Annotated in this window: 22 protein-coding genes; 1 reads left to right on the plus strand and 21 read right to left on the minus strand. The window is 29.4% G+C overall.

The genetic code is table 11. From position 1 onward, the window contains the following. Positions 1 to 134: 134 nt before the first annotated feature. The 21 genes from BMW96_RS01540 to BMW96_RS01640 all read right to left on the minus strand — a co-directional run bounded on the left by BMW96_RS01540 (position 135) and on the right by BMW96_RS01640 (position 22,067). Positions 135 to 824, minus strand: a complete 690-nt coding sequence (locus tag BMW96_RS01540; RefSeq protein ID WP_092351807.1) for a glycerophosphodiester phosphodiesterase — start codon at positions 822 to 824, stop codon at positions 135 to 137. A gap of 9 nt (positions 825 to 833) precedes the next feature. Continuing rightward, the gene (locus tag BMW96_RS01545) at positions 834 to 1,775 is read right to left on the minus strand and encodes a calcium/sodium antiporter (RefSeq protein ID WP_092351809.1); all 942 of its coding nucleotides are present in this window, start codon (positions 1,773 to 1,775) and stop codon (positions 834 to 836) included. A gap of 120 nt (positions 1,776 to 1,895) precedes the next feature. Continuing rightward, entirely contained in the window at positions 1,896 to 2,687 is a 792-nt protein-coding gene (locus BMW96_RS01550; protein WP_092351811.1) for a Cof-type HAD-IIB family hydrolase, read from the minus strand. A gap of 53 nt (positions 2,688 to 2,740) precedes the next feature. Then, positions 2,741 to 3,214, minus strand: a complete 474-nt coding sequence (locus BMW96_RS01555; RefSeq protein ID WP_092351813.1) for a superoxide dismutase family protein — start codon at positions 3,212 to 3,214, stop codon at positions 2,741 to 2,743. A 69-nt stretch (positions 3,215 to 3,283) separates the two neighbouring features. Further along, on the minus strand, positions 3,284 to 4,036 hold the full coding sequence (locus tag BMW96_RS01560) for a hypothetical protein (protein WP_092351815.1): 753 nt from the start codon (positions 4,034 to 4,036) through the stop codon (positions 3,284 to 3,286). A 2-nt stretch (positions 4,037 to 4,038) separates the two neighbouring features. After that, positions 4,039 to 4,347, minus strand: coding sequence for a PadR family transcriptional regulator (locus BMW96_RS01565; RefSeq protein ID WP_092351817.1), 309 nt, complete (start codon positions 4,345 to 4,347; stop codon positions 4,039 to 4,041). A 5-nt stretch (positions 4,348 to 4,352) separates the two neighbouring features. Continuing rightward, complete coding sequence (locus BMW96_RS01570; protein ID WP_092351819.1) at positions 4,353 to 5,093, minus strand: hypothetical protein; 741 nt, start codon at positions 5,091 to 5,093, stop codon at positions 4,353 to 4,355. Between the two features lie 140 nt (positions 5,094 to 5,233). Then, positions 5,234 to 10,225 (minus strand): discoidin domain-containing protein, encoded by a 4,992-nt coding sequence (locus BMW96_RS01575; RefSeq protein ID WP_092351821.1) that lies wholly within the window; start codon positions 10,223 to 10,225, stop codon positions 5,234 to 5,236. Between the two features lie 352 nt (positions 10,226 to 10,577). Beyond that, positions 10,578 to 12,005: a C40 family peptidase gene (locus BMW96_RS01580; RefSeq protein WP_092351823.1), complete on the minus strand. Its 1,428-nt coding sequence runs from the start codon at positions 12,003 to 12,005 to the stop codon at positions 10,578 to 10,580. A gap of 636 nt (positions 12,006 to 12,641) precedes the next feature. Then, complete coding sequence (nusG, locus tag BMW96_RS01585; protein ID WP_092351825.1) at positions 12,642 to 13,199, minus strand: transcription termination/antitermination protein NusG; 558 nt, start codon at positions 13,197 to 13,199, stop codon at positions 12,642 to 12,644. Position 13,200: 1 nt separating this feature from the next. After that, entirely contained in the window at positions 13,201 to 13,389 is a 189-nt protein-coding gene (secE, locus tag BMW96_RS01590) for a preprotein translocase subunit SecE (protein ID WP_092351827.1), read from the minus strand. Between the two features lie 11 nt (positions 13,390 to 13,400). Continuing rightward, positions 13,401 to 13,550: a 50S ribosomal protein L33 gene (gene rpmG / locus BMW96_RS01595; protein WP_092351829.1), complete on the minus strand. Its 150-nt coding sequence runs from the start codon at positions 13,548 to 13,550 to the stop codon at positions 13,401 to 13,403. Between the two features lie 48 nt (positions 13,551 to 13,598). After that, entirely contained in the window at positions 13,599 to 14,213 is a 615-nt protein-coding gene (locus BMW96_RS01600; RefSeq protein ID WP_092351831.1) for a sigma-70 family RNA polymerase sigma factor, read from the minus strand. Between the two features lie 17 nt (positions 14,214 to 14,230). After that, the gene (rlmB, locus tag BMW96_RS01605; protein ID WP_092351833.1) at positions 14,231 to 14,956 is read right to left on the minus strand and encodes a 23S rRNA (guanosine(2251)-2'-O)-methyltransferase RlmB; all 726 of its coding nucleotides are present in this window, start codon (positions 14,954 to 14,956) and stop codon (positions 14,231 to 14,233) included. A gap of 37 nt (positions 14,957 to 14,993) precedes the next feature. Beyond that, positions 14,994 to 15,371, minus strand: a complete 378-nt coding sequence (locus BMW96_RS01610) for a Mini-ribonuclease 3 (RefSeq protein WP_092351835.1) — start codon at positions 15,369 to 15,371, stop codon at positions 14,994 to 14,996. Beyond that, positions 15,371 to 16,708, minus strand: coding sequence for a cysteine--tRNA ligase (gene cysS / locus BMW96_RS01615; RefSeq protein ID WP_092351838.1), 1,338 nt, complete (start codon positions 16,706 to 16,708; stop codon positions 15,371 to 15,373). Before cysS ends, BMW96_RS01610 begins: the two co-directional genes overlap by 1 nt. A gap of 260 nt (positions 16,709 to 16,968) precedes the next feature. Further along, positions 16,969 to 17,490: a hypothetical protein gene (locus BMW96_RS01620; protein WP_092351840.1), complete on the minus strand. Its 522-nt coding sequence runs from the start codon at positions 17,488 to 17,490 to the stop codon at positions 16,969 to 16,971. A gap of 77 nt (positions 17,491 to 17,567) precedes the next feature. Next, complete coding sequence (locus BMW96_RS01625) at positions 17,568 to 18,347, minus strand: Cof-type HAD-IIB family hydrolase (protein ID WP_092351842.1); 780 nt, start codon at positions 18,345 to 18,347, stop codon at positions 17,568 to 17,570. A 44-nt stretch (positions 18,348 to 18,391) separates the two neighbouring features. Next, a complete protein-coding gene (glgA, locus tag BMW96_RS01630; protein ID WP_092351844.1) occupies positions 18,392 to 19,819 on the minus strand; it encodes a glycogen synthase GlgA in 1,428 nt (475 codons plus the stop codon). Further along, positions 19,819 to 20,928 (minus strand): glucose-1-phosphate adenylyltransferase subunit GlgD, encoded by a 1,110-nt coding sequence (gene glgD / locus BMW96_RS01635; protein ID WP_092351846.1) that lies wholly within the window; start codon positions 20,926 to 20,928, stop codon positions 19,819 to 19,821. Before glgD ends, glgA begins: the two co-directional genes overlap by 1 nt. A gap of 14 nt (positions 20,929 to 20,942) precedes the next feature. Next, positions 20,943 to 22,067 (minus strand): glucose-1-phosphate adenylyltransferase, encoded by a 1,125-nt coding sequence (locus BMW96_RS01640; protein WP_092351848.1) that lies wholly within the window; start codon positions 22,065 to 22,067, stop codon positions 20,943 to 20,945. A gap of 224 nt (positions 22,068 to 22,291) precedes the next feature. On the opposite strand from BMW96_RS01640, the gene BMW96_RS01645 reads away from it, so the two are divergent. Next, positions 22,292 to 22,714, plus strand: coding sequence for a cell wall hydrolase (locus BMW96_RS01645; RefSeq protein WP_092351850.1), 423 nt, complete (start codon positions 22,292 to 22,294; stop codon positions 22,712 to 22,714). Positions 22,715 to 22,725 lie beyond the last annotated feature (11 nt).

The following is a 22,725-nucleotide window of genomic DNA, read 5'->3' on the forward strand; positions in this document are numbered from 1 at the left end:
TGATAGTGTAACCCAAATCAACAAAAAAGACAAGCAATATTGTGCATATTTTCACAACAAAAACCCTACATTTACATGAAAACGCTAACATCCAATTAAACCCTTTTATAAAAAAATCTAAGACAAAATTTATCTTAGATATCACGATTAGTAATTATTACCTTAACTCCTTCTTCAAATAAAAAATCTTTAATTTCATCATTATTAACAGTCCATGTATTAACATCTATCCCTTTACTATGATAATCATTGATTTCTTTTTCATTTAAAAATACATACTTAGGATGAGCTGCATTAAATTTATACTCAAATACTTTTTCTTTATTTATTTCATAATTATCTTCAAATAAATAACCTAAATATAATGTCTTATCTATTTCTCTAAGTTTTAATAAGCTTTCTAAATAAAATGAAGAAAAAATTACTTTCTGCAATAAACCCTTTTGTTTAACCAAATCATATGTCATTTGCTCAATATTCTTATAATGAATCTTATCTGTCTTAATCTCAAGATTTAATATAACATCCTTTTCACTACAGTAATCTAGCAATTCTTCTAATAACGGAATTCTTGCTTCAACATCTTTGAAGTGATAATTAAAATTAAACTTACAAAGTTCATTATAAGTATAATCTTTAACATATCCCTTTCCATTAGATGTACGATTTATTTTTTCATCATGAATCAATACTAATTTGTTATCTTTAGTTAAATGAATATCTGTTTCTATCCCATCAAAATTACCTTCAATCGCTTTTTTAAAAGCAATCATTGTATTTTCAGGATATTTTTCACTATAACCTCTATGTCCTAATTTAATCATTATCAGCCTCTATAAAACACTTATAAAATAAGCTATATATCCTATCAACATTATTACAGCACCGCTTTTCTTTAAACAATATCTATTATCAATAAATGTATACAATAAAAATAAAGCCCCTATCGCTACAATTCCATCTATAATAAAACCACTTTCAAATATTATTGGAGCAGGTGATATTAAAGCAGTTGTTCCTAACACAAATAAAATATTAAAAATATTACTACCTATGATATTACCTATTGCTAAATCACTTTTTCCTTTCCATGCTGCTGTCATTGAAGTTACCAGCTCTGGAAGAGAAGTACCAAATGCAATAATAGTAAGTCCTATTAGTCTCTGACTAATTCCAATTTCTTTTGCAATATATGTTGCTGAATTAATTGTCATATTACTACCTATTACAATTGCTCCTATTCCTAAAATAATCATTAGTCCCAAACGAAACAATGTATCTTTTTCATCTAATTCCTCTACTTCGTCAATTGGAACATCCTCCCCCCTTTTAACAAGACGATATAAATAAAATAAAAACAATAAAAACAAGGCCCATAAAATAACTCCGTCAAGTCGATCAACCGATCCTCCAAATTTCCCCAACATTAATAAAATAAGCGTTATTACCATCACAAAAGGAATTTCATATCGATATGTATTATTATTTACCTTTAACTGTGCTATACACCCAGAAATCCCTAAAATAAGTAAAACATTCATAATATTACTACCTATTACATTTCCTATAGCTAAATCAACATTACCACTCATCGCCGAAGTAATTGAAATTGCAGCCTCTGGAGCACTTGTACCAAAAGCTATAATTGTAAGTCCAATTACAATTGGCGGAATATTTAATTTCGCAGCTAACTTTGAAGCTCCTTCAACAAATATATCGGCACCCTTTATTAACAGGATAAAACCGCCAATTAAATAAGCTATCTGTATTAACATATTTTTTAATATATTCTCCTTCCTAATTTAAGTTTATATCAATCTTATAATTTTAGTCCTATCATATCACCAATTTTATAAAAAAACTATAACTTACACATAAAAAGCAGCACTTGGCTGCTAAATTAACTCAAATTTCTTTAAAGCTTTCTGTATACCATCATCTTCAATTCGAGCAGTTTCATAATCAGCTACTGCTTTTGCTTCAACAACAGCATTTCCCATCGCAATGCCCAAACCAACCGCTTCTAACATTTCAATATCATTTCGTCCATCTCCAAAAGCAATCGTATCTTTAATATCTTTATTTAACTTTCTTACCAGCTCACTTATCCCAACTGCTTTAGAAACTCCTCTTAAAGTCAAATCAAACGAACAATCACTTTGGTGCCTTTGAACATCAAAATAAGGACTTAATGCCTCTACCATCATTGGGATATCTTCCTTTTGATTAACCACGATCATTCCAATATATGTTTCAATTTCATCAGGGTCAAATTTATCAATTACTGTTTCTGGTTTCATACCCCAGGTTTTACAAAACTCAATGTGTTTTTTATCACTACTATCACGAACATAAATATAATCAGTACTTTCAAAATAATAGTTAAAATTGTGTTCTTCACAAAACTTCATCGTTGCCTTAATTGCTTCACTAGGAATAATTGCTTTATAAACAGATTGTCCATTATATTCAACATAAGCACCATTACATGTTACATAACCACTAAACGGATAACTCATTACCCCATCTGTAATAAAACATTTACATCGTCCTGTCGCTAAGAATACATCATGTCCATTTTGTTTTAATTCATCTAAAGCTTGTTTTGTACTATCAGTAATTGAATATATACCTAAATTACATTCTATCAGAGTTCCATCAATATCGAAAAATAATAATTTACTCATAAAATACCTCCGCTTATATATTGTAACACAAGTTAAATATATTTAGGCTTAGTTTATTGGTATAATTCAATTATTTCTCCACATGCTATCATTTTACCTGCATTTCCTGATGGCTGAGTCGTAAAATCATCAGCTCTTTCATGAATAATTATTGTTCTTCCAATAATTTGCTCTGGTACAAATTTTTGAATATATAAACTCATCCATGCTTGACCATTCATCGAAAATAAAGGAGGCAGATCACCACTATGATAAGGATGTGGACAATCATTCATACTAAAATGACTCCCTGCATCACTAAAAGGATTTTCTTTTGTTCCTGTACACGTTGCACCTTCATGGATATGCAAACCATGAACCCCCTGATTACAATCAGTATCTGGCAATCCCTGAGCCTCAACAACCAGCACACTTCCCTTATCATAACTATAAACTAGCAGCATTCCTTCTACACCATTTCCTTTAATAATAGCATATGCTTTTGGAGCATCATTATATAATATATTAATAATTTCAAATGTATTCATTATCTTCCTCCAATATTTAATATATGAAGATCATTAAAAAAAATGACAGCCCACCTATATTAGATGAGCTTATATTTTATACACTAAAGTAGAATATAAAGTAATAATTATAATTACTATTTTATAAATATTTAAATATTGGATTTTTTTCAACATAAAAGATTCATCACGAATTATATCAATTGAAACAAGAAACGTTATTAATTCAAAAAACATCGATAAATAAAATGGAAAATAACTGAAACAAAATGCCACTGCATAATTAATAAACAAAACCTTTAATATCTGATCAGATATTAATTGTTCATGTTTAATCCTCCAAACACTTATAACAATAATATATATTAAAAATACTGATTGATAATAAAAGCTTTTAGAATGATTATCAAAGATAAAAATTAATAATGTTAAAACAAACAAAAACGTAATTATTCCTAACCATTTTTTATACAATTTTAAATTATTATCATAATCCTTTTGCTCTATTTGTTTATATTCTTCATCCAGAAAAAAAGGTGTTGATTCTTTAACATCATCATGAACCCATATACCAATACCATCAGTAAAACACTGCAGCTTCCAGCCAGAAAGTTTTGCTATATCAAAACGTTCATTATCTTTATCAAAAAAACATCTATTACGTGTATATAACATTGAATAATCAATTCCATAGACATATTCACTAGAACTTTTTATAAATTCTGCTTTTTCCTTTTTAAAATCAATTGATTTAACAATATACCCTTCCTGTTTCATATTATCTAAAAATTGATACACTTTTTTATACTCAGTTGGATAAAAACAGCAAGATTTATATACCATTTTTATTTCTCCAAAAAATCAGAATCATCTATTTGCTGTTTTAATAATCGACGTTCCTGTTTTAATAATTCTAATCCCTTAGACGTTATCTTATAATATTTTTTTCTCGCTTCTACACCTGTTAATTCTATGATTCCATCATTCATAAAACGATCCAACAAATTATACATCGTGCCATTTCCAACTTTAACCCGATTATGAGATAACATTTGAATATCCTGCATCATTGCATAACCATGATTTTCTTCAATTACTGTTAACAACAAATAAAACATCGGTTCTGTTAATCTTTGATATTGTTCTCTAGCCATTTAATTTAACCTCCAAATACAAGTTGTAAGACAAATAAAATAATCCAAAAAATTAAAAATAATCTAAATAATACTTTTTTTAATATCAATGAATTATTCTTTAAAATTAAAAAACAAGCAAAAATACACATTATTTCAATTATCATTGCATATATAAATTCTATTTTTGATACTAAATACATTGATGATACATAACATTCACTAACAAACACAATCACCAGTTCTGGACACTTATCTTTACTATGTATTATACCATATATCAAATAATAATATATCACAAGAAATGGCATTCCATAAAACACATCAAGCCCGCCTTGCGAAATAAAGTGAAATAATCCTAAAATCAATAACAAAGTATTAAATATTGCAGTTCGTTTAATTGAACGCATTCTTTTTTGATAATCCTCTTTTTCCATCCTTAAATATTCTTCTTCCAAAAGAAATGGTACTGCATTTTCAACATCCTCATTTATCCATATTCCCATTCCCTCAGTTATAAACTGTAATTTCCAGCCATTTAACCTAGCAATATCAAAATATTCATTTTCATTACTGATACTATTATTATATAGATTTGAATAATCAATTGAATAAACAAAATCTTTATCACAACTTTCAAAAGTAGCACTCAGCAATCCTCCATCAAATTCTAAATCCCTTACTACATATCCTTCATTCTTTTTTTGATTTAAAATTTCAATAAGTTTAGTCCCTTCGCTTTTGTAGCAGCTAAAAATCTCTTTCATTTTATCACCCCTTTATCCAATAACACATATGTCAACTATCGTCATATATATTATAACAAAAGTTCTTATATTTATCAATTATCCTTATATCAATAAAATAAAAAGATTAGCTATAAATAATATAACTAATCTCATTAAATTTATTCTTTACGTGTCTTTTTACGATTAAACAATAATCCAATTAAACCTAGAACTGTTAATCCAGCAGTTGCTCCAATTGCACTATCATCACCTGTTTTTACACTTACTGTTGTGTCGCCAGATTTTATTGTTTCTACTGGTCTTGCTTCCAATCCTGCTAATGCTTTTGTTAGAGCTGATACTACAGTTTCTACCTCTTCCCTTGTTGCCTCAGGATTATTTAATACTGCTTTTGCACTTAATACTTCATTTGTTACTGCTGCCCATGTTTTAGCTGTATAACTTGCACTATTCAATCCATTTACCTTGTTGATTAAATCTGCTAATAAATCTTTATTTGGTTTTAATCTTAAATTAATAAATGCTCTTACTAATTCTGTATATACTTCATCTACTTCTTCCTGCATTACATTTTCATCTGCTAATACCCCATTAGCTTCTTGTAATGCTGGTAGCATTGTGCTCCATGTAGATGGGATATATTGTTCTTCTACTAAACTATTAATTTGATCTACTAGTTTTTGTAACAATTCTTTATTTCCTTTAAAGAATTCTAACATATGCATTGCATTTGCTAATCTAGTAAATGCATTATCTACTTCAGCTTGTGTAGCACTAGCATTTGCGTTAACTGTTTGAGCATTTTCTAATGCTGCATTGAATTCTTCTACTACTACTGGCACAACATTTTCCAAACTAGCACTTTCTGCCATTTCAATAGCGATTGATAGTGCTGTTTTATTAACTGTTGTTTCTTCTTTTCTAACTAAGTTTTCTTTAGCATTAATTAACTGATCTTTTACTCTATCTACATCTGCCTGAGAACTATTACTATTATCTGCAATGATTGCAATAGCATTATCAAGAACTTGTTTATACACATTCCAAGAATCTACTGTATATTCATTTTCTACCAAACTGCTGTAATCTTTTACCAAAGCATCTAATTCATTTACATTTCCGCATTCTACTAAACCATTCAAGAATTTTTGAATTTGATTACAGATTTCAAATAAATCGTCTTCACCAGCAGCTTCATTATTAATCACTTCATCAGCTTTTGATAACAAATCATCCATCACTTCTTGATCAAATGATGATGCTGTATAATCATTTTCATCTAATTGATTAACTGTTGTAATTAATTCCATTAATACTGTTCTATCAACTTCATTATTTTCTTCATCAACAGATGCAAAGAAACTAAATTCTGCAGCTGAAGCAAATTTATTGACTGTATCACCGTGTGAACCAGTGATTACCATACGAACTGATTTAACAGTTTTTGAATCAAATTTTACTGTTTTTAATGAGCTATCACCATTCCAAGTATAGTTTTCAATAATTTTAGATTCAATGTTATTTTCATCAGTTATATATAAATCAAATTTTGTAATATTACCATTAATTCCATTTTGACGTGGTAAATAATCCAATCTTGCTACTTCTGTTGGAGTATCAAATGTAAATACTACTTCAATAGGTAATGTTATTGAACTATCATGCCAATCTGAATGCCAAATTGTATTTGGATTATTATCTAATGTATTAGCAATCACTTCACCATTAGTAGTGTTTTCTGTTGATGCTGATGCACTTATAATACCATTATCTATTTTACCCTTTTCTTCATTACTACGAGCAATCTTAATATTATCTATTTTACCTTTAATTGCATTTGTTTTAGAACCAATTCGATCTAATGATAAAGCAAAACTACTATTAGTAATACCTGTCTTTTTAACCATATCGTTATGAACAAATTGTCCTGTTGCATTACCCACAAATCCACCATTTACATATAATGCTGTTTTTAAATCTGATGTTTTAATTGTTAAATTTGTCCATTTATTTAAAGGTAATTCATAATTAAATTCATAATTATACAATTCTCTTGTAAAACCTAGTTTACCATTTTCAGTAATACGAATATCATGACTACCATAAGCACTATCTGTTTCAAACAAAATTTGTCCTGGTTTTATTTCTTCTAATTTTAAATCAAATGATAATTCATTTCCATCACCTAATTTATCAAGTGGAGTTTCAACATAACTGATTCCACCCTCTAATTTAATTGCATTAGAAGTTTTTCCTTTTGTATATGTAACATTTGTTGCATCAGATAAATCACGATCATTAGCAGAAGTATCATTTAATTCATCATTTTCTTCAAATGTATAATTTGCATAAACTCCATCTACGTTTGATTCTTCAAATAACGGATTACTGTTAGGAGCTAAACCTACTTGATCACTAGCAGCTTTAACATTAGCCAAACTTCCTTTTTCTTTACCATTTGCCCATGTTTTTTCCGCAATTACTGGCAACGCATCTTGAAAACGTTTATACATATCAGCTTCACTTAAACCACTAGCACGTTTATCAATATTATCATTCCAAATTGCAAAAGCTGCCCCTAAGGTTTGATCATCACCAGCTGGAATATTCTTCCATCCTGATTTAGTACTAACAACATTAGGTTCAAAATTATTAAATAAATTATTAGTATTTAAATAATCATTATATGATCCTTGATTTCCACTACCATTAGGCACCATGTACATATAAGTATCTATTGTATTAATTACTTTATAACCCATATCATACATTTCAATTCCATCAGCCCAATCACGTGACCATAAATTCAATTCTACATTTTCAATTGCATCCTTATTTATCTGTGTTTCAGGATTATCTTTGATCCAAGTCAATCCTCCCCACATTCTAACCGGATTAGTTTGTTTTACATGTGGCACAAAGTCATTAATAAAATTACGATAAGCAGTATAATTTGCTAAAAACTCATCTGCTCCAATATGTACTGTTGTTTGGCTATCAAAAGTTGCGTTTTCACCATTTGTATATTCATCAAATATTTCTTTAACTTTTGCTATTGCTTCAGGTTTACTAATATCAATATGATCTATCAAAGGTCTTCTTGCAGCTGTTGAAGAAGTCTGATCTTTCACCATAATTTCTGGAAATACTTTAGTAAATGAATTTGCATGGGCAGGAATATCTATTTCAGGTACAATATTTACCCCAAATTTTCTTGAATCCTCAATAAATTGTTTAAACTCTGCTTTTGAATAAGCATAATCCTTTGCAGTTGCCGATTCACCCTGAGCATTTTTAACATTAGATTCTAATCTAAATGCATCATATGCTTTAAACCCTTCATTTTCAGTATCATGAACTCCATAATCTTCTAACCAAATATAGTTATCACTTAAATGAACTTGAAAATCATTCATTTTATGCCAAGCCATATTTTTAGCAATATCTTTTAATATATCCATTGAAAAAGGTTTACGAGCTACATCAAGTACAAATCCTCTAACCTTATATTTTGGATAATCTCTTGTTTGCCCATATGGTAAAACATTTTTATCATTACTTTGAGTCAATATTTGTAAAATAGTTCTTGTAGACCAATAAGCACCTAATTTATTAGTAGCTGACACATTTACTTGATCATCTATATTAATAAAATATCCTTCATCACCCATAAAACTATCAGTACTATTTAAGGTAAAGTAAAAATCGCCAGGGTTAGCACTATCATTATAAACTATATTAATTTCATGACCTGTAATATCTTTATAATCATTTTGAAACTCTTTTGCCATGTATTCTAATTCTGATTTAAATACAGGATCAATTACAATTCGACTACTTTGGGTAGCAACAAAACTTTCATTACTATCACTATACCACTCTGCTAATTCTGGAGAGACAACTGGTTTTTCATTTCCAACATTTGATTCATAAATACCTGGAATTATAACAGAATAATCACTAGTTATCTTTTCTTCTCCAGTAATATTATTTTTAATCTTTAATGATATTTTAACTTCTTTATCTAAAAGCGGTCTAAAGACATTAAAATCTTTATCAACTATTTGTTCAAAATCAGCACCATTATTTTCGATCGTATATCCTGCCACTTTTGGCACCACTACTTTATTCATTTCTGCATCATAGCTTGGACGTACATCGTCAATAGTAATACCAGTTTCTGGAGTCACTTCACTAAAAGGATGATCATATAACTCAAATTCAGCAATTCCTCCATTATCCCAAACACTACTCTTATGAGTTTTTGTCACTTCCACTCTAACATAACGACCACTAACACTTTCATCAAATAGATGTGTACTTAAAATAGTTTCATTATCCATAGTTTCAGTAATTGATGGATCATTTTCATCAAAAACTTCATCTTTTGAAACAGTAACCTTATATTCCTGAATATTATTTTTTGGAGCATCTCTTCGATCCTCTGCAAACATTCTAATATACTTAATATCTTTTTCTTCCCCTAAATCAATATCTAATATAGGCTTTGTATTCCTGCCAGATGCTAACTTAGTGGTATAATCACCATCTATTGCTTTATCATATGTATTACCATATCCTTCTGTGTTTTGACCTGTTGCTGTCGCACCAAGTGATAAATTAAATGGTTTTTCATACAATTCAAATTCGCAAATCCCTGCATTATCCCAAACAGAATCGTTATGTGTTTCCAACACCTCTAATTTTACATAACGAGCAACTATTGTCTTCGATAATAATACATCATCCCTACATGTACTAGAATCAAGCGTTCTTTCAACACTTGCCTTTCCCTCTGTAAAATTTTCATCAGTTGCAAAAATCACTTTATAACGTTTAACATTATTTAAAAGACCATCTTTTCTTTCTTCTAAAAATAACCTCATAAAGCTTATTGCTTTTTCTTCCCCTAAATCAAGCACTAAAGTTGGTTTTGTATTTCGTGATGATGACAAACGTGTACTATAATCACCATCTACAGCTTTATCATATGTATTTCCTTGTCCCTCTGTATTTGTGCCATCAACACTTGCATTTAAAGCAAAATTGGGATTTTCAGGTGTTGTAGCTATTACTGGCATAACAACATTAGATAATGCCATAGTTAAAACCAATTGTCCCGCACATATCTTTTTAAAATAGTTATTCATTTTTCTTTTTCCTTTCCTAATACCTTTATTTTAAAATCAAAATAAGCATTACTTTATCGATAATTCTTAAAACACTAAAAAACAAGACAAAAAAGACTTTATTTATTAGTGTCTTTTTGGTCTTGCCTACTTAAAGTAACAATCCTATTACTATAAACATTTTAACATATAATTATCAATAAAGAAATTTATTGTGCTTAATAAACATTATAAATATAATTTATATATTTTAACTAAACTAAAACACTAAAAAAAGTGTAGTTTTTATCATTTATAAAACCTGATTGCCTTAATTTTTCTCAAACAAATAAAAAAGGTATTAGACTTAAAATCTAATACCCGATAATAAATTTTATAAATATCTTCTTGCTGTAACATAGTTTTTATGAAGCGAAGATACCTTTACTACATCACCTGTTTGAGGTGAATGTACCATTTGTCCATCCCCAACATAAATTCCTACATGAGTAATACGCCCTGCACTAGAACCAAAGAAAACTAAATCCCCTGGTTGAAGATCCCCACGCTCAACAGGTGTTCCTCCTTGAGATTGAGACTGAGCAGTTCTAGATAATGATATCCCATGTTGACGATAAACCCAAGATGTAAATCCAGAACAGTCAAATGAGTTTGGTCCAGTAGCTCCCCATGCATAAGGACTACCTAATTTTGTATAAGCAGTTTCTAAAATTTTTGTTCCTGGTGTATAAACCTTGACATTTAATGTTGCAACAGACTTATTACCTAATGTATCAGCAACAGTGTAAGTTACTGATTTATCACCTGTTGAACTAGTATCAATATTACTAATCATAACATTAGCTGTAACATCACCATCTTTATTGTCAATCGCAGAAACTAAATATGAACGAGGATCAAATGAATCTCCTTTAACCACTTCTGTATTAGTTGTAGTTAAATTAATTTGAGGACCACTGATATCCTTAACAGTGAAGTTCAATATAGAAACCACTTCATTTTCAGCTTCATCTTTTGTACTAACTTTTATAGTTTGAACTTCATTTTCTTTTCTAGTATCAACAGTACCAGTAACAACATTAGTTACTGTACCCATATCATCACTAGCTACTAAGTAATTATCTAGATTAAATTCACTACCATAATCAATAACAATATCCTTACCTTGTGTCAAAACAACACTTGGTGGTGTCAAATCAGAAACAGCAAATTCAAACATTTTTTCATTCACATTCCCAGATGAATCAGTTACTGACAATGTGATATCTTGAATTCCAGGTTTAGTGGCATCTAATTCTTTATCAGTTTCAATAAACGGTGATACATCACCATCAACATTATCAATTGCTGTGATATAACTTGTAACATCACTACTTCCATTAATCGGAACTTGAACAACATAACCTTTATCAGCCCCAACAATTTTAAATTCTGGTGCCTCATCATCTACTACTTCAACAGCAATTGTTTTAGTAGTTTCGTTTAATGAACAATCAGTAGCACTAACTGTTAATTCATATGTACCTAACTGCATTACATTAACATTATTAGCTTTAATATCAACGATTAATTCATCTCTTTTATCATGATTATCTGTAATATCAATAACATTTAAATCTAACTTTTCTCCATATGCAACCTCAATTCGATTAGAAACTATAATTGGAGATTCTTTATCGACTGCGGCATAACCTACTAACATAAATACTGATACCCCAAGGATTGGGATAAACATTGCTTTCCGTTTGATAATATTTTCATTAATAAAACTATTCAATTTTTTGTTAAGTTTTTCTTTCATTAACTCACTTCCTATCTAAAACGTACATTCGAAGTATAACATATATTAATAATTAATGCAAATTTGGTTGATTTAATCAATTATTTTTAAATTATTAAAGAAGATGTTTAATATATAAAACATAAAAACCACTATTATAAGAGATAAATTTTAATTTATAATCCTATTTTTACCCATTTTCTTTTCAATAAACATAATCCCATAAACTTACAAGTATTTATCCCTAATTTTTAACATAATTTTACTATTATCAGCTAAAATAAATCCTTTCTATCAAATAATAAATCATCATAAATAATCTATCATTCTTGTTATACATTTAAATAATGATTTATTTATAAAACATCTTTCCATAACCAAATCAGAACTTTTCATTTGTAACAATAAATATACTATTTGAAGATATTATTAAAATTAAACCAGATAGAAAATCATTCATCTATCTTCTCACACTCTTTTTAAATAAAAATTTATTTTCATCATTTCCTAATAAATTTTTATGATTGACTCTTGAACTTTCCTGCATTGGCTCAACTCGTTTGCTTAATACTTCTCACTATTCGATTCAGATACTTTAATTTTATTACTAATTATCATCATAAATGCAAAAATGCCATGTTTTACAACATGACATAATTATAAATCTACTTTTTCTAATTGAACTAATTCAATTTCCATTGGTGTTAAATTCCCTAAAAAGTCAATTAATACTTTAGCAGTTTCTTTTTCTGTATCAATTGATTCAACCTTACCACTTTTACCAGCAAAAGGACCACTAATTACATTCACTTCATCACCAACTTGATAATCTATACTAACTCCTATACTACTCAAGCCCATCTTTTTCAAAATCGGATCTAATTCACTTTTTTGAAGCGGAAAAGGTTTTGCACCCCCACCTGAAGAACCAATAAATCCAGTTACACCAGATGTATTACGTACAACATACCAGGCTTCATCAGTCATAATCATTTCGACTAAGACATATCCAGGAAACATATTCTTTGTTTTATTGATTTTTTTACCATCTTTAATTTCTGTTTCCACATGTTCAGGAATAACAATTTGAAACAAAACGTCTTGTAAACCCATTGATTCAACACGTTTTTCCAAATTCTCTTTCACCTTATTTTCATGACCTGAATACGTATTGACAACATACCATTGTCTACCTTCATCATTCATTCCAGTCATCTTAGTTCATCCCCAATGCTTTAAAAATAAATGCAATGATTGCATCACCAGCAAAGAAATACACTCCTAAAACAAAGCAGAACAACAACACAATTGCAGAGTTCTGTGCTAATTGTTTCTTACTTAACCAACTAACTTTTTTAATTTCACTACGAATTCCTTTTAAACTGAACCAATCTTTAAATTTCACGCCTATACCTCCTACTTCGTTTCTTTATGCAGAGTATGCTTCCCACATTTTTTACAATATTTGTTTAATTCTAATCTTTCAACATTTACACGTCTATTTTTGGTAATTGTATAATTTCTTGATAAACATTCACTACAAACCAAAATTACTTTTTGTTTCATATAATCAGCTCATTTCTACGCTATTACAATTTATCACAAATATAGCAACTAGTCAATTAATTTTAGTTTAGACATCTTTTTTTGAATTCGATAATTAGCATTATATACCTTTTTAACATCTAATTCTAATATTTTAGCTAATTCAATGTCCTTATATCCACATTCATGACCTTTAATTACAGATTGTTCAAAAGGTGAACATTTTTCTAAAATATACTTTTCAATATCTTTTTTATGTTGTTGCTGTAATACCTGAATATCAGGTTGATATTCAATACGATCATCTTTAACAACATCCAAATAACTTATTTTACAATCTTCACTGCAATAACTATTTAATGAAAAACAAATAATTTTTTCCTTTATTAATTTTCTTTTTTGACTAACTAAAATAGAGCTAATCGCCCGCTTAATAATCAATGACAAATAACTTCTAACTAACATTCCCTTATCTGGCCGATAACTATCCAAATTTTTAACACATCGTATAACAACATCTTGAATACAATCATCTCTTTCGTTTCGATAATTTTCATTATAAAAATAATATGCAGGTAACATTAGCTCTACTTGCCAATAACAATATTTGATTAAAAGAGCCTCAGCAATAAGACTACCTTGTCGATACAAATAATACAATTCTTCAATATCGTAACCATCCATGGTTACCTCCTTCCTGCTTATAAAGGATTACGAGAATTGTATACCTGGTATAAAATTACTGCTGTCGCTACAGACGCATTTAAAGATGTAACATGTCCTACCATTGGCAAAACAACATTAAAATCACAACTCTTTTTTACCAGCCTAGATATTCCAAAACCTTCAGAACCTATAACAATCACTAAGGGCAAATTATAATCAACTTGTCGATAATCTTGCGATTGATCAAGATCACAACCCACTATCCAAAAAGAACGTTTTTTCAAATCTTCTAAAGTTCTAGTAAGATTTGTTACTTGAGCAACTTTTACATAATCAATAGCACCAGTTGACACCTTAGCAACTGTTCCATTTAAGCCAACGCTTCGATTCTTTCCAATTATCACACCATCAACACCCAAAGCATCACACGTCCTCAATATTGCACCCAAGTTATGAGGATCTTCTAATCCATCAAGCATCAATAGCAGTGGAGTTTTTCCCTCAGGAATACTGTTAAGTATCTCATCAATACTATAATAACGATATTCCTTTACCTCTGCCATAACCCCCTGATGTTTTACATTACCTAATTTCTTGATAAATTCAGACTTATCAACCAATTCAAAACGTACTTTTTTTCTTTTGCATAGTTCAATAATCTTGTTATCTTTTAAATTGTTTTGGATATACACAGTATACACACTCTTCTCTCCCCTTAAAGCCTCTAATATTGTGTTTTTACCATATATATATTGTTTCATATTTTTCACCTATTTTCGTCTCAAATTTATCTCAAATTTATTTACCATTTACATATTCTTTATAACGATTAAAAATCATTTCTAATCTTTCATAATTCTCTTCTAAATATAAAGTCCCAATAATTGCTTCAAAACCTGTTGAATGTATATGATCAAGATTTTCCTTTTTACTTTCCTTAGTATTGCGACCTCGTTTATATATACCAATTTCTATATCACTAAAAAATCCTTCATCCATCATCACATGCATAAATTTTGCATGTGATGAAGCCGAAACATACTTAATAGCTTCTTTTTGAAAATCATTAAGTTTTACTAGTCCACTTTCTTTAACTAAATAATCTCTAACCATCATTTCAAAAACACTATCTCCTAAATACGCTAAAACAGCTGCATTAATTAATTCTGGACGCATTAAATAATCTCCCATTTAATTAATTCCATTCGTAACCTATCTGCTGTTTCAAAATCTTTAGCTTCTTTAGCACTTAACCAGTTTTGATACAATTCTAATTCCTCCATTGTTAACTGCCGTGACTCAAAAACAAAACCAATTACAGCTGTCATTTTAAGAAGAGTATTATAATTTCTTAAAATAGTTTCATTATTTTTTTCTTTAGCTCTTATTAACTGATTTAAAGATTTAACCTGATTTAAAATTTGTGTTAACGCAAGTGATGTATTTAAATCATCTTGTAACGCCTCAACCATCGTATCAACTGTTTCTTTACAATAATCATCACCTGAAACACCATTAGTTTGTAAATATAGAGATGTTGATTTAACTACATTATCAACCTTTGCAACCTCTTTCTTCACACTACCAAGTACTTCATCAGTTAAATTCAACGGATTACGATAATGACTTGATAACATAAACCATTTATAAACATTACATCCCAGCTCATGAATCATATCTTTAGCCCAAACAACATTTCCTAAAGATTTAGACATCTTTTGATTATCAATATTAATCATTTGATTATGCATCCATGTATGAGCAATAGGATGGTGATGACAAGCCATAGATTGAGCAATTTCATTTTCATGATGTGGGAATTTTAAGTCTTGTCCTCCTCCATGAATATCAATTTTACCACCTTCAAAAATATCATTTATCATAACAACACATTCAGTATGCCATCCTGGACGTCCTTTAGACCATGGACTATCAAATTGAATTCCTTCATCAGTTTTTTTCCATAATGCAAAATCAGTTGATTCTTCTTTCTTATCATTTTCATCAACTCTTTCACTAGCACCTGCAACCAAATCCTCTATTTTAATTCCTGATAATTGTCCATATTCTTTTATTTTTGAAACCTTAAAATACACATCTCCATCAACTTCATATGCATATCCAGTTTTAACTAAGCTATCAATAAAACTAATTATCGCATCCATAGTATTTGTTACTCGAGGTGCATAAGTAGGAAACAACAAATTCAAATCATTTCGTACATCTTCATAAGCTTTAATATACTTATCAGTTAATTCTTTTTCACTAACACCTTCTTGTTTTGCTGCTTTAATGATTTTATCATCTACATCAGTAAAGTTTGATACAAAAACCACTTTATATCCTACATATTCAAACATCCTTCGTAAAACATCAAAAACAATCATTGGGCGAGTATTTCCTATATGAACATAGTTATATACTGTTGGCCCACAAACATAAATACTTACTTCACCTTCACGTATTGGTTTAAACTCTTCTTTTTTGTTTGTAAGAGTATTAAATAATCTCATAGTTACCTCCATAAATAAAAAAGCATGATATTATCTGGACACATATTGTGTTCTTCCACCTGATAATAGATGCTTTAAAATCACCATTAACGCTAGTTCACGTTCTTTCTTTTCAAAAGACTCAGATAAGGGCATTTCAACCATTTCCATTTAGCCATTTCCACCATCAAGCTATCTCTATAAATTTCTAATAATTTACTTAACTTATCTATAATTTAAATATATGTACTATCTTAACAAAATAAAACTTAAAATACAACTTATTTGCCTGTTGACTTTGAAAAACTTTGTAAATAAACACTCATATCTTTTTTATTAGCATCAAAATCATCTTTTGCAGCTCGATAGCCATAAATATATGTATGATTCTCACCAAAGTAAACGATTTCCATCATTTTAATTCCTGTATCGCTATAATTAAAAAGATATTGATATACACTCAAACCACTATCTAAAGCCGGCCTTGAAACTTCTATTGAATTAGCACCGCTTTGTTCAAGTTCTCCTGTATATAATTCATCTTTATCTTCTACAACATTATCAGTTTTATCATCAACAACAATAAAATACAATGTATTATTATTCTTTGAAAATTCTACTGTTTTTGTATCTTTAGAATTCAAATTAATTACAAAATCACTAGGATAGTAAAAACTAACCCCCTCATCAGTGTTATACTTTTTCCCTGTTTTTTCCAAATTAACTTCTTGATCACGTGCTCCACAAGCAATCACAAGGCCCAAACATAAAGTTGTAACAATTATTAGAATTATCTTTTTCATTACAACCACTCCTCTACTAATCTAATTTTACACAACTCTAACTATTATTACAACCTTAATTAACAAACATTTTTTATCTAAATTAAACTAAAATAATCTAACGCTGTCACAATTCCATCTTCATCAACACTTTTTGTTATAAAATCACTAACTTTTTTTGCTTCCTTATGTCCATTTCCCATACAAACTCCAATACCTGCAAGCATCAACATTTCAATATCATTATGTCCATCACCAAACGCCATTATCTCACTTTTATCAAATCCATAATATTCCAACATTGCTTTTATCCCCTCATGTTTACCACCTGCTTTAGGTATAACATCATAACCATATTCATACCATTGGGTATACTTACAATGTTTAGTTAGTGCCATAATATTTTTAATTTCATCTGATGTTACAAAAGGATCAATCTGATAAATATCATTATTTAATACCCTAGTTATATCCTTAACCAGTGGCAGAGAAGTATTTAAAAATATTTGTGCCTCAATAACCAAATCATCAATTTTATTTAAATACATATCATCAGTTTCAACAAAACTACAAGCCAAATTATGTTCTATTGCATATTCAACAATTCTAATAACATCATCTTTATTAATTGGATTACTGTAAATCGCTTCTTTATGATTAAAACAGTATCCCCCATTCAAAGTTAAATATCCATCAAAAGTAAATTGTTTATTTATTCCTAATTTTTCTAGTTCAATATAATGACGTCCTGTAGCAATAAACAACTTAATTCCTTGTTCTCTAAGTTTTTTTAACACTTCTATAACACTATCACTTATATATGATCGTTTTCTTGATATCAATGTACCATCAACATCAAAAAAAATACCTCTAATCATAAAACCCTCCTTTTTAAATACGAAAAGACAGATTCCTCTGTCTTTTACCCCATTAATGAATTAAATACTTTTAAATATTGATCCGCACTAGCATCCCAATCCAATTTAGCATTCATTGCTCTAATCATAATTTGTCTCCACGCTTTAGAATCATCATATACTTTTAATGCATAATCAATGGTTTTCATCATTTCGTGAGCATTATAATTAGCAAAACTAAATCCCGTACCAGTATTAGCATATTCATTATATGGTTGAACACTATCTTTCAACCCACCTGTCTCTCTTACAATTGGAATCGTTCCATATCTAAGCGACATCATTTGTGATAATCCGCATGGTTCAAACAACGATGGCATCAAAAACATGTCACAACCAGCATAGATACGACAAGATAAACCAAAGTCATATTTTAATTGTAAAGATACTTTATCTGGATGATGGTATGCAATACCTTTTAATGCATCTTCATACACATGATCACCAGCTCCTAAAATCACAATCTGGACATCTCTACTACACATTTCACTAAATTGATTAATTATTAAATCCAATCCTTTTTGTTTAGTTAATCTAGTTACTATTCCAATTAAAGCAACATCCTTATTCTCAGGTAATCCTACTTCTTTTTGAAGTGCTAACTTATTAACAACCTTATCATCAAACACTGTTTCAATATTATAGTTTTTAACGATTTGTGGATCAGTCTCAGGATTTATTACATCATAATCAACACCATTTAAAATACCATACAAATCATACTTACGCATTTCTAAAATACTTTGTAAACCTTCTCCATATTCAGATGTCAATATTTCTTTAGCATAAGTTGGTGATACTGTTGTAACAATATCACTATAAAAGATAGCTGCCTTCATCATATTTAAACATCCATCGTTACGACAATTACCATTATAATATAAATAATTATCTAACCCAAATAATTCACTTAATAACTTAGGATCAGCTTTCCCCTGGAATGCAATATTATGAATTGTAAAAACGATCTTAATATTATCATAATGTTCATAATAACAATATCTTTCTTTATACAACATTGCAATCATTGCAGTTTGCCAATCATGTAAATGAATAATATCAGGTTTAATATCTAAATGAGAAATTAATTCAAGAACTGCAAAATCAAAGTATGCAAATCTTTCATAATCATCATCATAACCATACAATCCTGGACGACGATAGTACTGTTCATTATCAATAAAATAGAAACGCACACCATCCACTACATAAGTAAAAACTCCACAATATACTTTTCTCCATCCTACCCAAATATCAAAATTAGTCACAAATTCAATTTTATCTGCTAATTTCATATCTTGATATTTTGGTAAAACAACAATACTTTCAACACCCTTCTTTACCATTTCCTTTGGTAAAGAACCCAATACATCAGCAAGTCCTCCAGACTTAATGAAAGGAGTTGCTTCTGATGTTGCAAACAAAACTCTCATTAAACTACATCTCCTTCTTTGATGTACAATGGTGTATAACTACCACCTTTAAGTTCTAACTGTCTTTGTACTTTAGAAGTTTTATCCATAATTACATTTTCAAGATTAGCATTTGCATTAACAACTGCACCTGACATCAAAATACAATTTTTAATAACTGCACCACTACCAATTACAACATTACGACCAATAATACTATTTTCTACAGTACCATTAATCATTGCACCATTTGCAACAATACTCTTTTTGACATTAGAACCAGTCAAATATTTAGCAGGTGGGGTATCATTAGTAATTGTATAAATTGGCCAATTACTTTTAAATACTGCTGATGAGATATCCAAATCTAAAAATTCTAATGAATATTGATAATAATGTTCTAAAGAATCCATACAACGTGCATATCCTTTATATTCATAAGCATTGATTTGCTTTTCATCACATAAATAAGCTAAAACATCTCTCAAACTAAAGAATGAACTTATTTTTACAGCTTGTTTCATGACCTTTAATAAAGTCTTTGTATTAATAACATAAGTCTCCAAAGAAATACTACGATCTTTTCGACTACCTTTATTACGTTCCACTTTAGTAACTACTTTATCTTTTATAGTTAAACAATCACATCCAATATACGCCTCATTTGCATCATGTACTTTTTTATAAACCATAGTAATATCAGCATCAGCTTTTTCATGGCATTCAATCACATCACTATAATCCATTGTAGTAATAATATGTGCTGGAGCAATTACTACATAATCAGCACTATTAGCTTCTAAAAATGCGATATTTTCAATCAAATTGTTAATATCGTGATTATAATTAGGGTTATTAGCATATCTTTCATTATACAAAAAAGATACACCTCCAGCTTTAGAGTTAAAGTTCCAAGAATTACCACCAGCTAAATGCTTAAATAATGAACGTGGTTTCTTTTGAATCAAAACCCCAACAGCATCAATAGTTGAATTAGACATATTTGATAAAACAAAATCAATCAATGCATATCGTCCTAAAAAACTAACTGATGCTACAGGTCTTCTTTCTGTAAGCCCTACAAAATCTACATCAGAGTGTAAATTAACCAATCCTATTGCTTTTACCATCTCTATTTCCTCCCCTACTTATTATCACTTATTAAAGCGACTTTTTTAGCCTCTTCATTAATTTTACTTTTTGCTCTAATTACTACCCCTTCATCAACGATAGCTTTATATACTTCTGCACCTTCTTCAACCAGTACCCCTGGCATTAAGACAGAATCAATAACTTTGGCACCTTCACCAACATTAACATTATTAAATAATACAGATCCCTCAACCTTACCATTAACTAAGCATCCCTGAGTAATCAATGAATTCTTAACTTCTGCTTTATCACCAATGATTTGTGGTTTACCTAAATTATCCTCAGTATAAATCTTCCAATCTTTTTTAATATTATATAAATCTAATTCTTTATCTTTCAATAAATCCATATTAGCTTGCCATAAACTTTCTACAGTTCCAACATCTTTCCAATATCCATCAAATTCATAAGCAAATAATTTCTTATTATCATTTAACATATCTGGAATGATATTCATACCAAAATCATGTTTACTATCAGCTTTTTTCGCATCATCAATCAAATACTTACGCAATTGTTTATAAGTAAAAATATAGATACCCATTGATGCTAATGTTGATTTTGGTTTTTCAGGTTTTTCATCAAACTCATAAATACTTCCATCTTCATTTGTATTCATAATTCCAAATCGGCTTGCTTCTTTTAATGATACATTTAATACAGCGATAGTTGCATCTGCTTTACGTTGTTTATGTGCTGTAAGCATTTTATCATAATCCATCTTATAAATATGATCACCAGATAAAATTAAAACATATTCAGGATCATATTGATCAATAAAACTTATATTTTGATAAATAGCATCTGCAGTTCCTGCATACCAGGTAGCTCCTACTTCCCCTCTTTCACGTGCAGGCAAAATAGCTGCTAAAGACTGTTTACCATCAAGCCCCCATTTTGTTCCAGCACCAACATAAGTACCTAATAATACAGATTCATATTGAGTTAATACTCCAACAATATCAATCCCTGAATTCGCACAATTACTTAATGGAAAATCTATAATTCTATATTTTCCTCCAAAATGCACAGCTGGCTTAGCTACTTTAGCTGTTAAGGCTTCCAAACGAGTACCTCTACCTCCAGCTAAAATCATTGCGACAATCTCTCTTCCCATTTCAAATACCTCCTTGTCTGAATGTAAGCGCTTCAACTATAATTTAATTCTATCACAATTTAGAAATAAATTCGAGTTTAATTATCACAAAATATAATTATATATCTTGTCATATATTATACTCTAAAAAATTTTTTTATTAAAACAATATCATAATAACTTTTTAGATGATAAAACATCATAATCTTTTTAATTTAAACATATATATAGAAAGAGGTGAAAAAATGAGTCCACGGATAGCATATAATGATAAAGAAGTAGATTTATTAGCCCGATTAATAAGATCAGAAGCTTTAGGTGAAGGACAGGAAGGAATGCTATTAGTTGGTAACGTTGCAGTAAATCGTGTCGCTGCAACATGTGATGTCTTTAGAAATGTTACTACAATTACTGATGCTATTTATCAAAGGAATGCTTTTGCAGGTGTAAACACACCATTATTTAATGGCCCAATCAATGCTCTTGAAAGAGAATTAGCTTTAAGAACCATTAATGGTTATAGAAATGCTCCTGCCACATATGCTCTTTGGTTTAAAAATCCAGGGAGAAATGTAGTTTGTCCAGAAGTATTCTATGGTTATTTAGCTGGGCGCTTTGGAAATCATTGTTTTTATGATCCTGGCGAAGATCTAAATTGTCAATTTTAAAGGAGAGATAT

Source organism: Thomasclavelia cocleata (genome assembly GCF_900102365.1).
In the GTDB taxonomy this organism is placed as follows: Bacteria; Bacillota_I; Bacilli_A; order Erysipelotrichales; family Coprobacillaceae; genus Thomasclavelia; species Thomasclavelia cocleata.

What these genes read in the sequence shown, in the direction of transcription:
- BMW96_RS01580 (WP_092351823.1), bottom strand. Translation starts at nt 12,005, where the DNA reads ATGAAAGAAAAACTTAACAAAAAATTGAATAGTTTTATTAATGAAAAT.
- glgA (WP_092351844.1), bottom strand. Translation starts at nt 19,819, where the DNA reads ATGAGAGTTTTGTTTGCAACATCAGAAGCAACTCCTTTCATTAAGTCT.
- BMW96_RS01540 (WP_092351807.1), bottom strand. Translation starts at nt 824, where the DNA reads ATGATTAAATTAGGACATAGAGGTTATAGTGAAAAATATCCTGAAAAT.
- BMW96_RS01550 (WP_092351811.1), bottom strand. Translation starts at nt 2,687, where the DNA reads ATGAGTAAATTATTATTTTTCGATATTGATGGAACTCTGATAGAATGT.
- cysS (WP_092351838.1), bottom strand. Translation starts at nt 16,708, where the DNA reads ATGAGATTATTTAATACTCTTACAAACAAAAAAGAAGAGTTTAAACCA.
- BMW96_RS01565 (WP_092351817.1), bottom strand. Translation starts at nt 4,347, where the DNA reads ATGGCTAGAGAACAATATCAAAGATTAACAGAACCGATGTTTTATTTG.
- BMW96_RS01625 (WP_092351842.1), bottom strand. Translation starts at nt 18,347, where the DNA reads ATGATTAGAGGTATTTTTTTTGATGTTGATGGTACATTGATATCAAGA.
- glgD (WP_092351846.1), bottom strand. Translation starts at nt 20,928, where the DNA reads ATGGTAAAAGCAATAGGATTGGTTAATTTACACTCTGATGTAGATTTT.
- BMW96_RS01560 (WP_092351815.1), bottom strand. Translation starts at nt 4,036, where the DNA reads ATGGTATATAAATCTTGCTGTTTTTATCCAACTGAGTATAAAAAAGTG.
- BMW96_RS01640 (WP_092351848.1), bottom strand. Translation starts at nt 22,067, where the DNA reads ATGGGAAGAGAGATTGTCGCAATGATTTTAGCTGGAGGTAGAGGTACT.
- rlmB (WP_092351833.1), bottom strand. Translation starts at nt 14,956, where the DNA reads ATGAAACAATATATATATGGTAAAAACACAATATTAGAGGCTTTAAGG.
- BMW96_RS01555 (WP_092351813.1), bottom strand. Translation starts at nt 3,214, where the DNA reads ATGAATACATTTGAAATTATTAATATATTATATAATGATGCTCCAAAA.
- nusG (WP_092351825.1), bottom strand. Translation starts at nt 13,199, where the DNA reads ATGACTGGAATGAATGATGAAGGTAGACAATGGTATGTTGTCAATACG.
- BMW96_RS01645 (WP_092351850.1), top strand. Translation starts at nt 22,292, where the DNA reads ATGAGTCCACGGATAGCATATAATGATAAAGAAGTAGATTTATTAGCC.
- BMW96_RS01545 (WP_092351809.1), bottom strand. Translation starts at nt 1,775, where the DNA reads ATGTTAATACAGATAGCTTATTTAATTGGCGGTTTTATCCTGTTAATA.
- BMW96_RS01575 (WP_092351821.1), bottom strand. Translation starts at nt 10,225, where the DNA reads ATGAATAACTATTTTAAAAAGATATGTGCGGGACAATTGGTTTTAACT.
- BMW96_RS01620 (WP_092351840.1), bottom strand. Translation starts at nt 17,490, where the DNA reads ATGAAAAAGATAATTCTAATAATTGTTACAACTTTATGTTTGGGCCTT.
- BMW96_RS01570 (WP_092351819.1), bottom strand. Translation starts at nt 5,093, where the DNA reads ATGAAAGAGATTTTTAGCTGCTACAAAAGCGAAGGGACTAAACTTATT.
- rpmG (WP_092351829.1), bottom strand. Translation starts at nt 13,550, where the DNA reads ATGAAACAAAAAGTAATTTTGGTTTGTAGTGAATGTTTATCAAGAAAT.
- BMW96_RS01610 (WP_092351835.1), bottom strand. Translation starts at nt 15,371, where the DNA reads ATGCGTCCAGAATTAATTAATGCAGCTGTTTTAGCGTATTTAGGAGAT.
- BMW96_RS01600 (WP_092351831.1), bottom strand. Translation starts at nt 14,213, where the DNA reads ATGGATGGTTACGATATTGAAGAATTGTATTATTTGTATCGACAAGGT.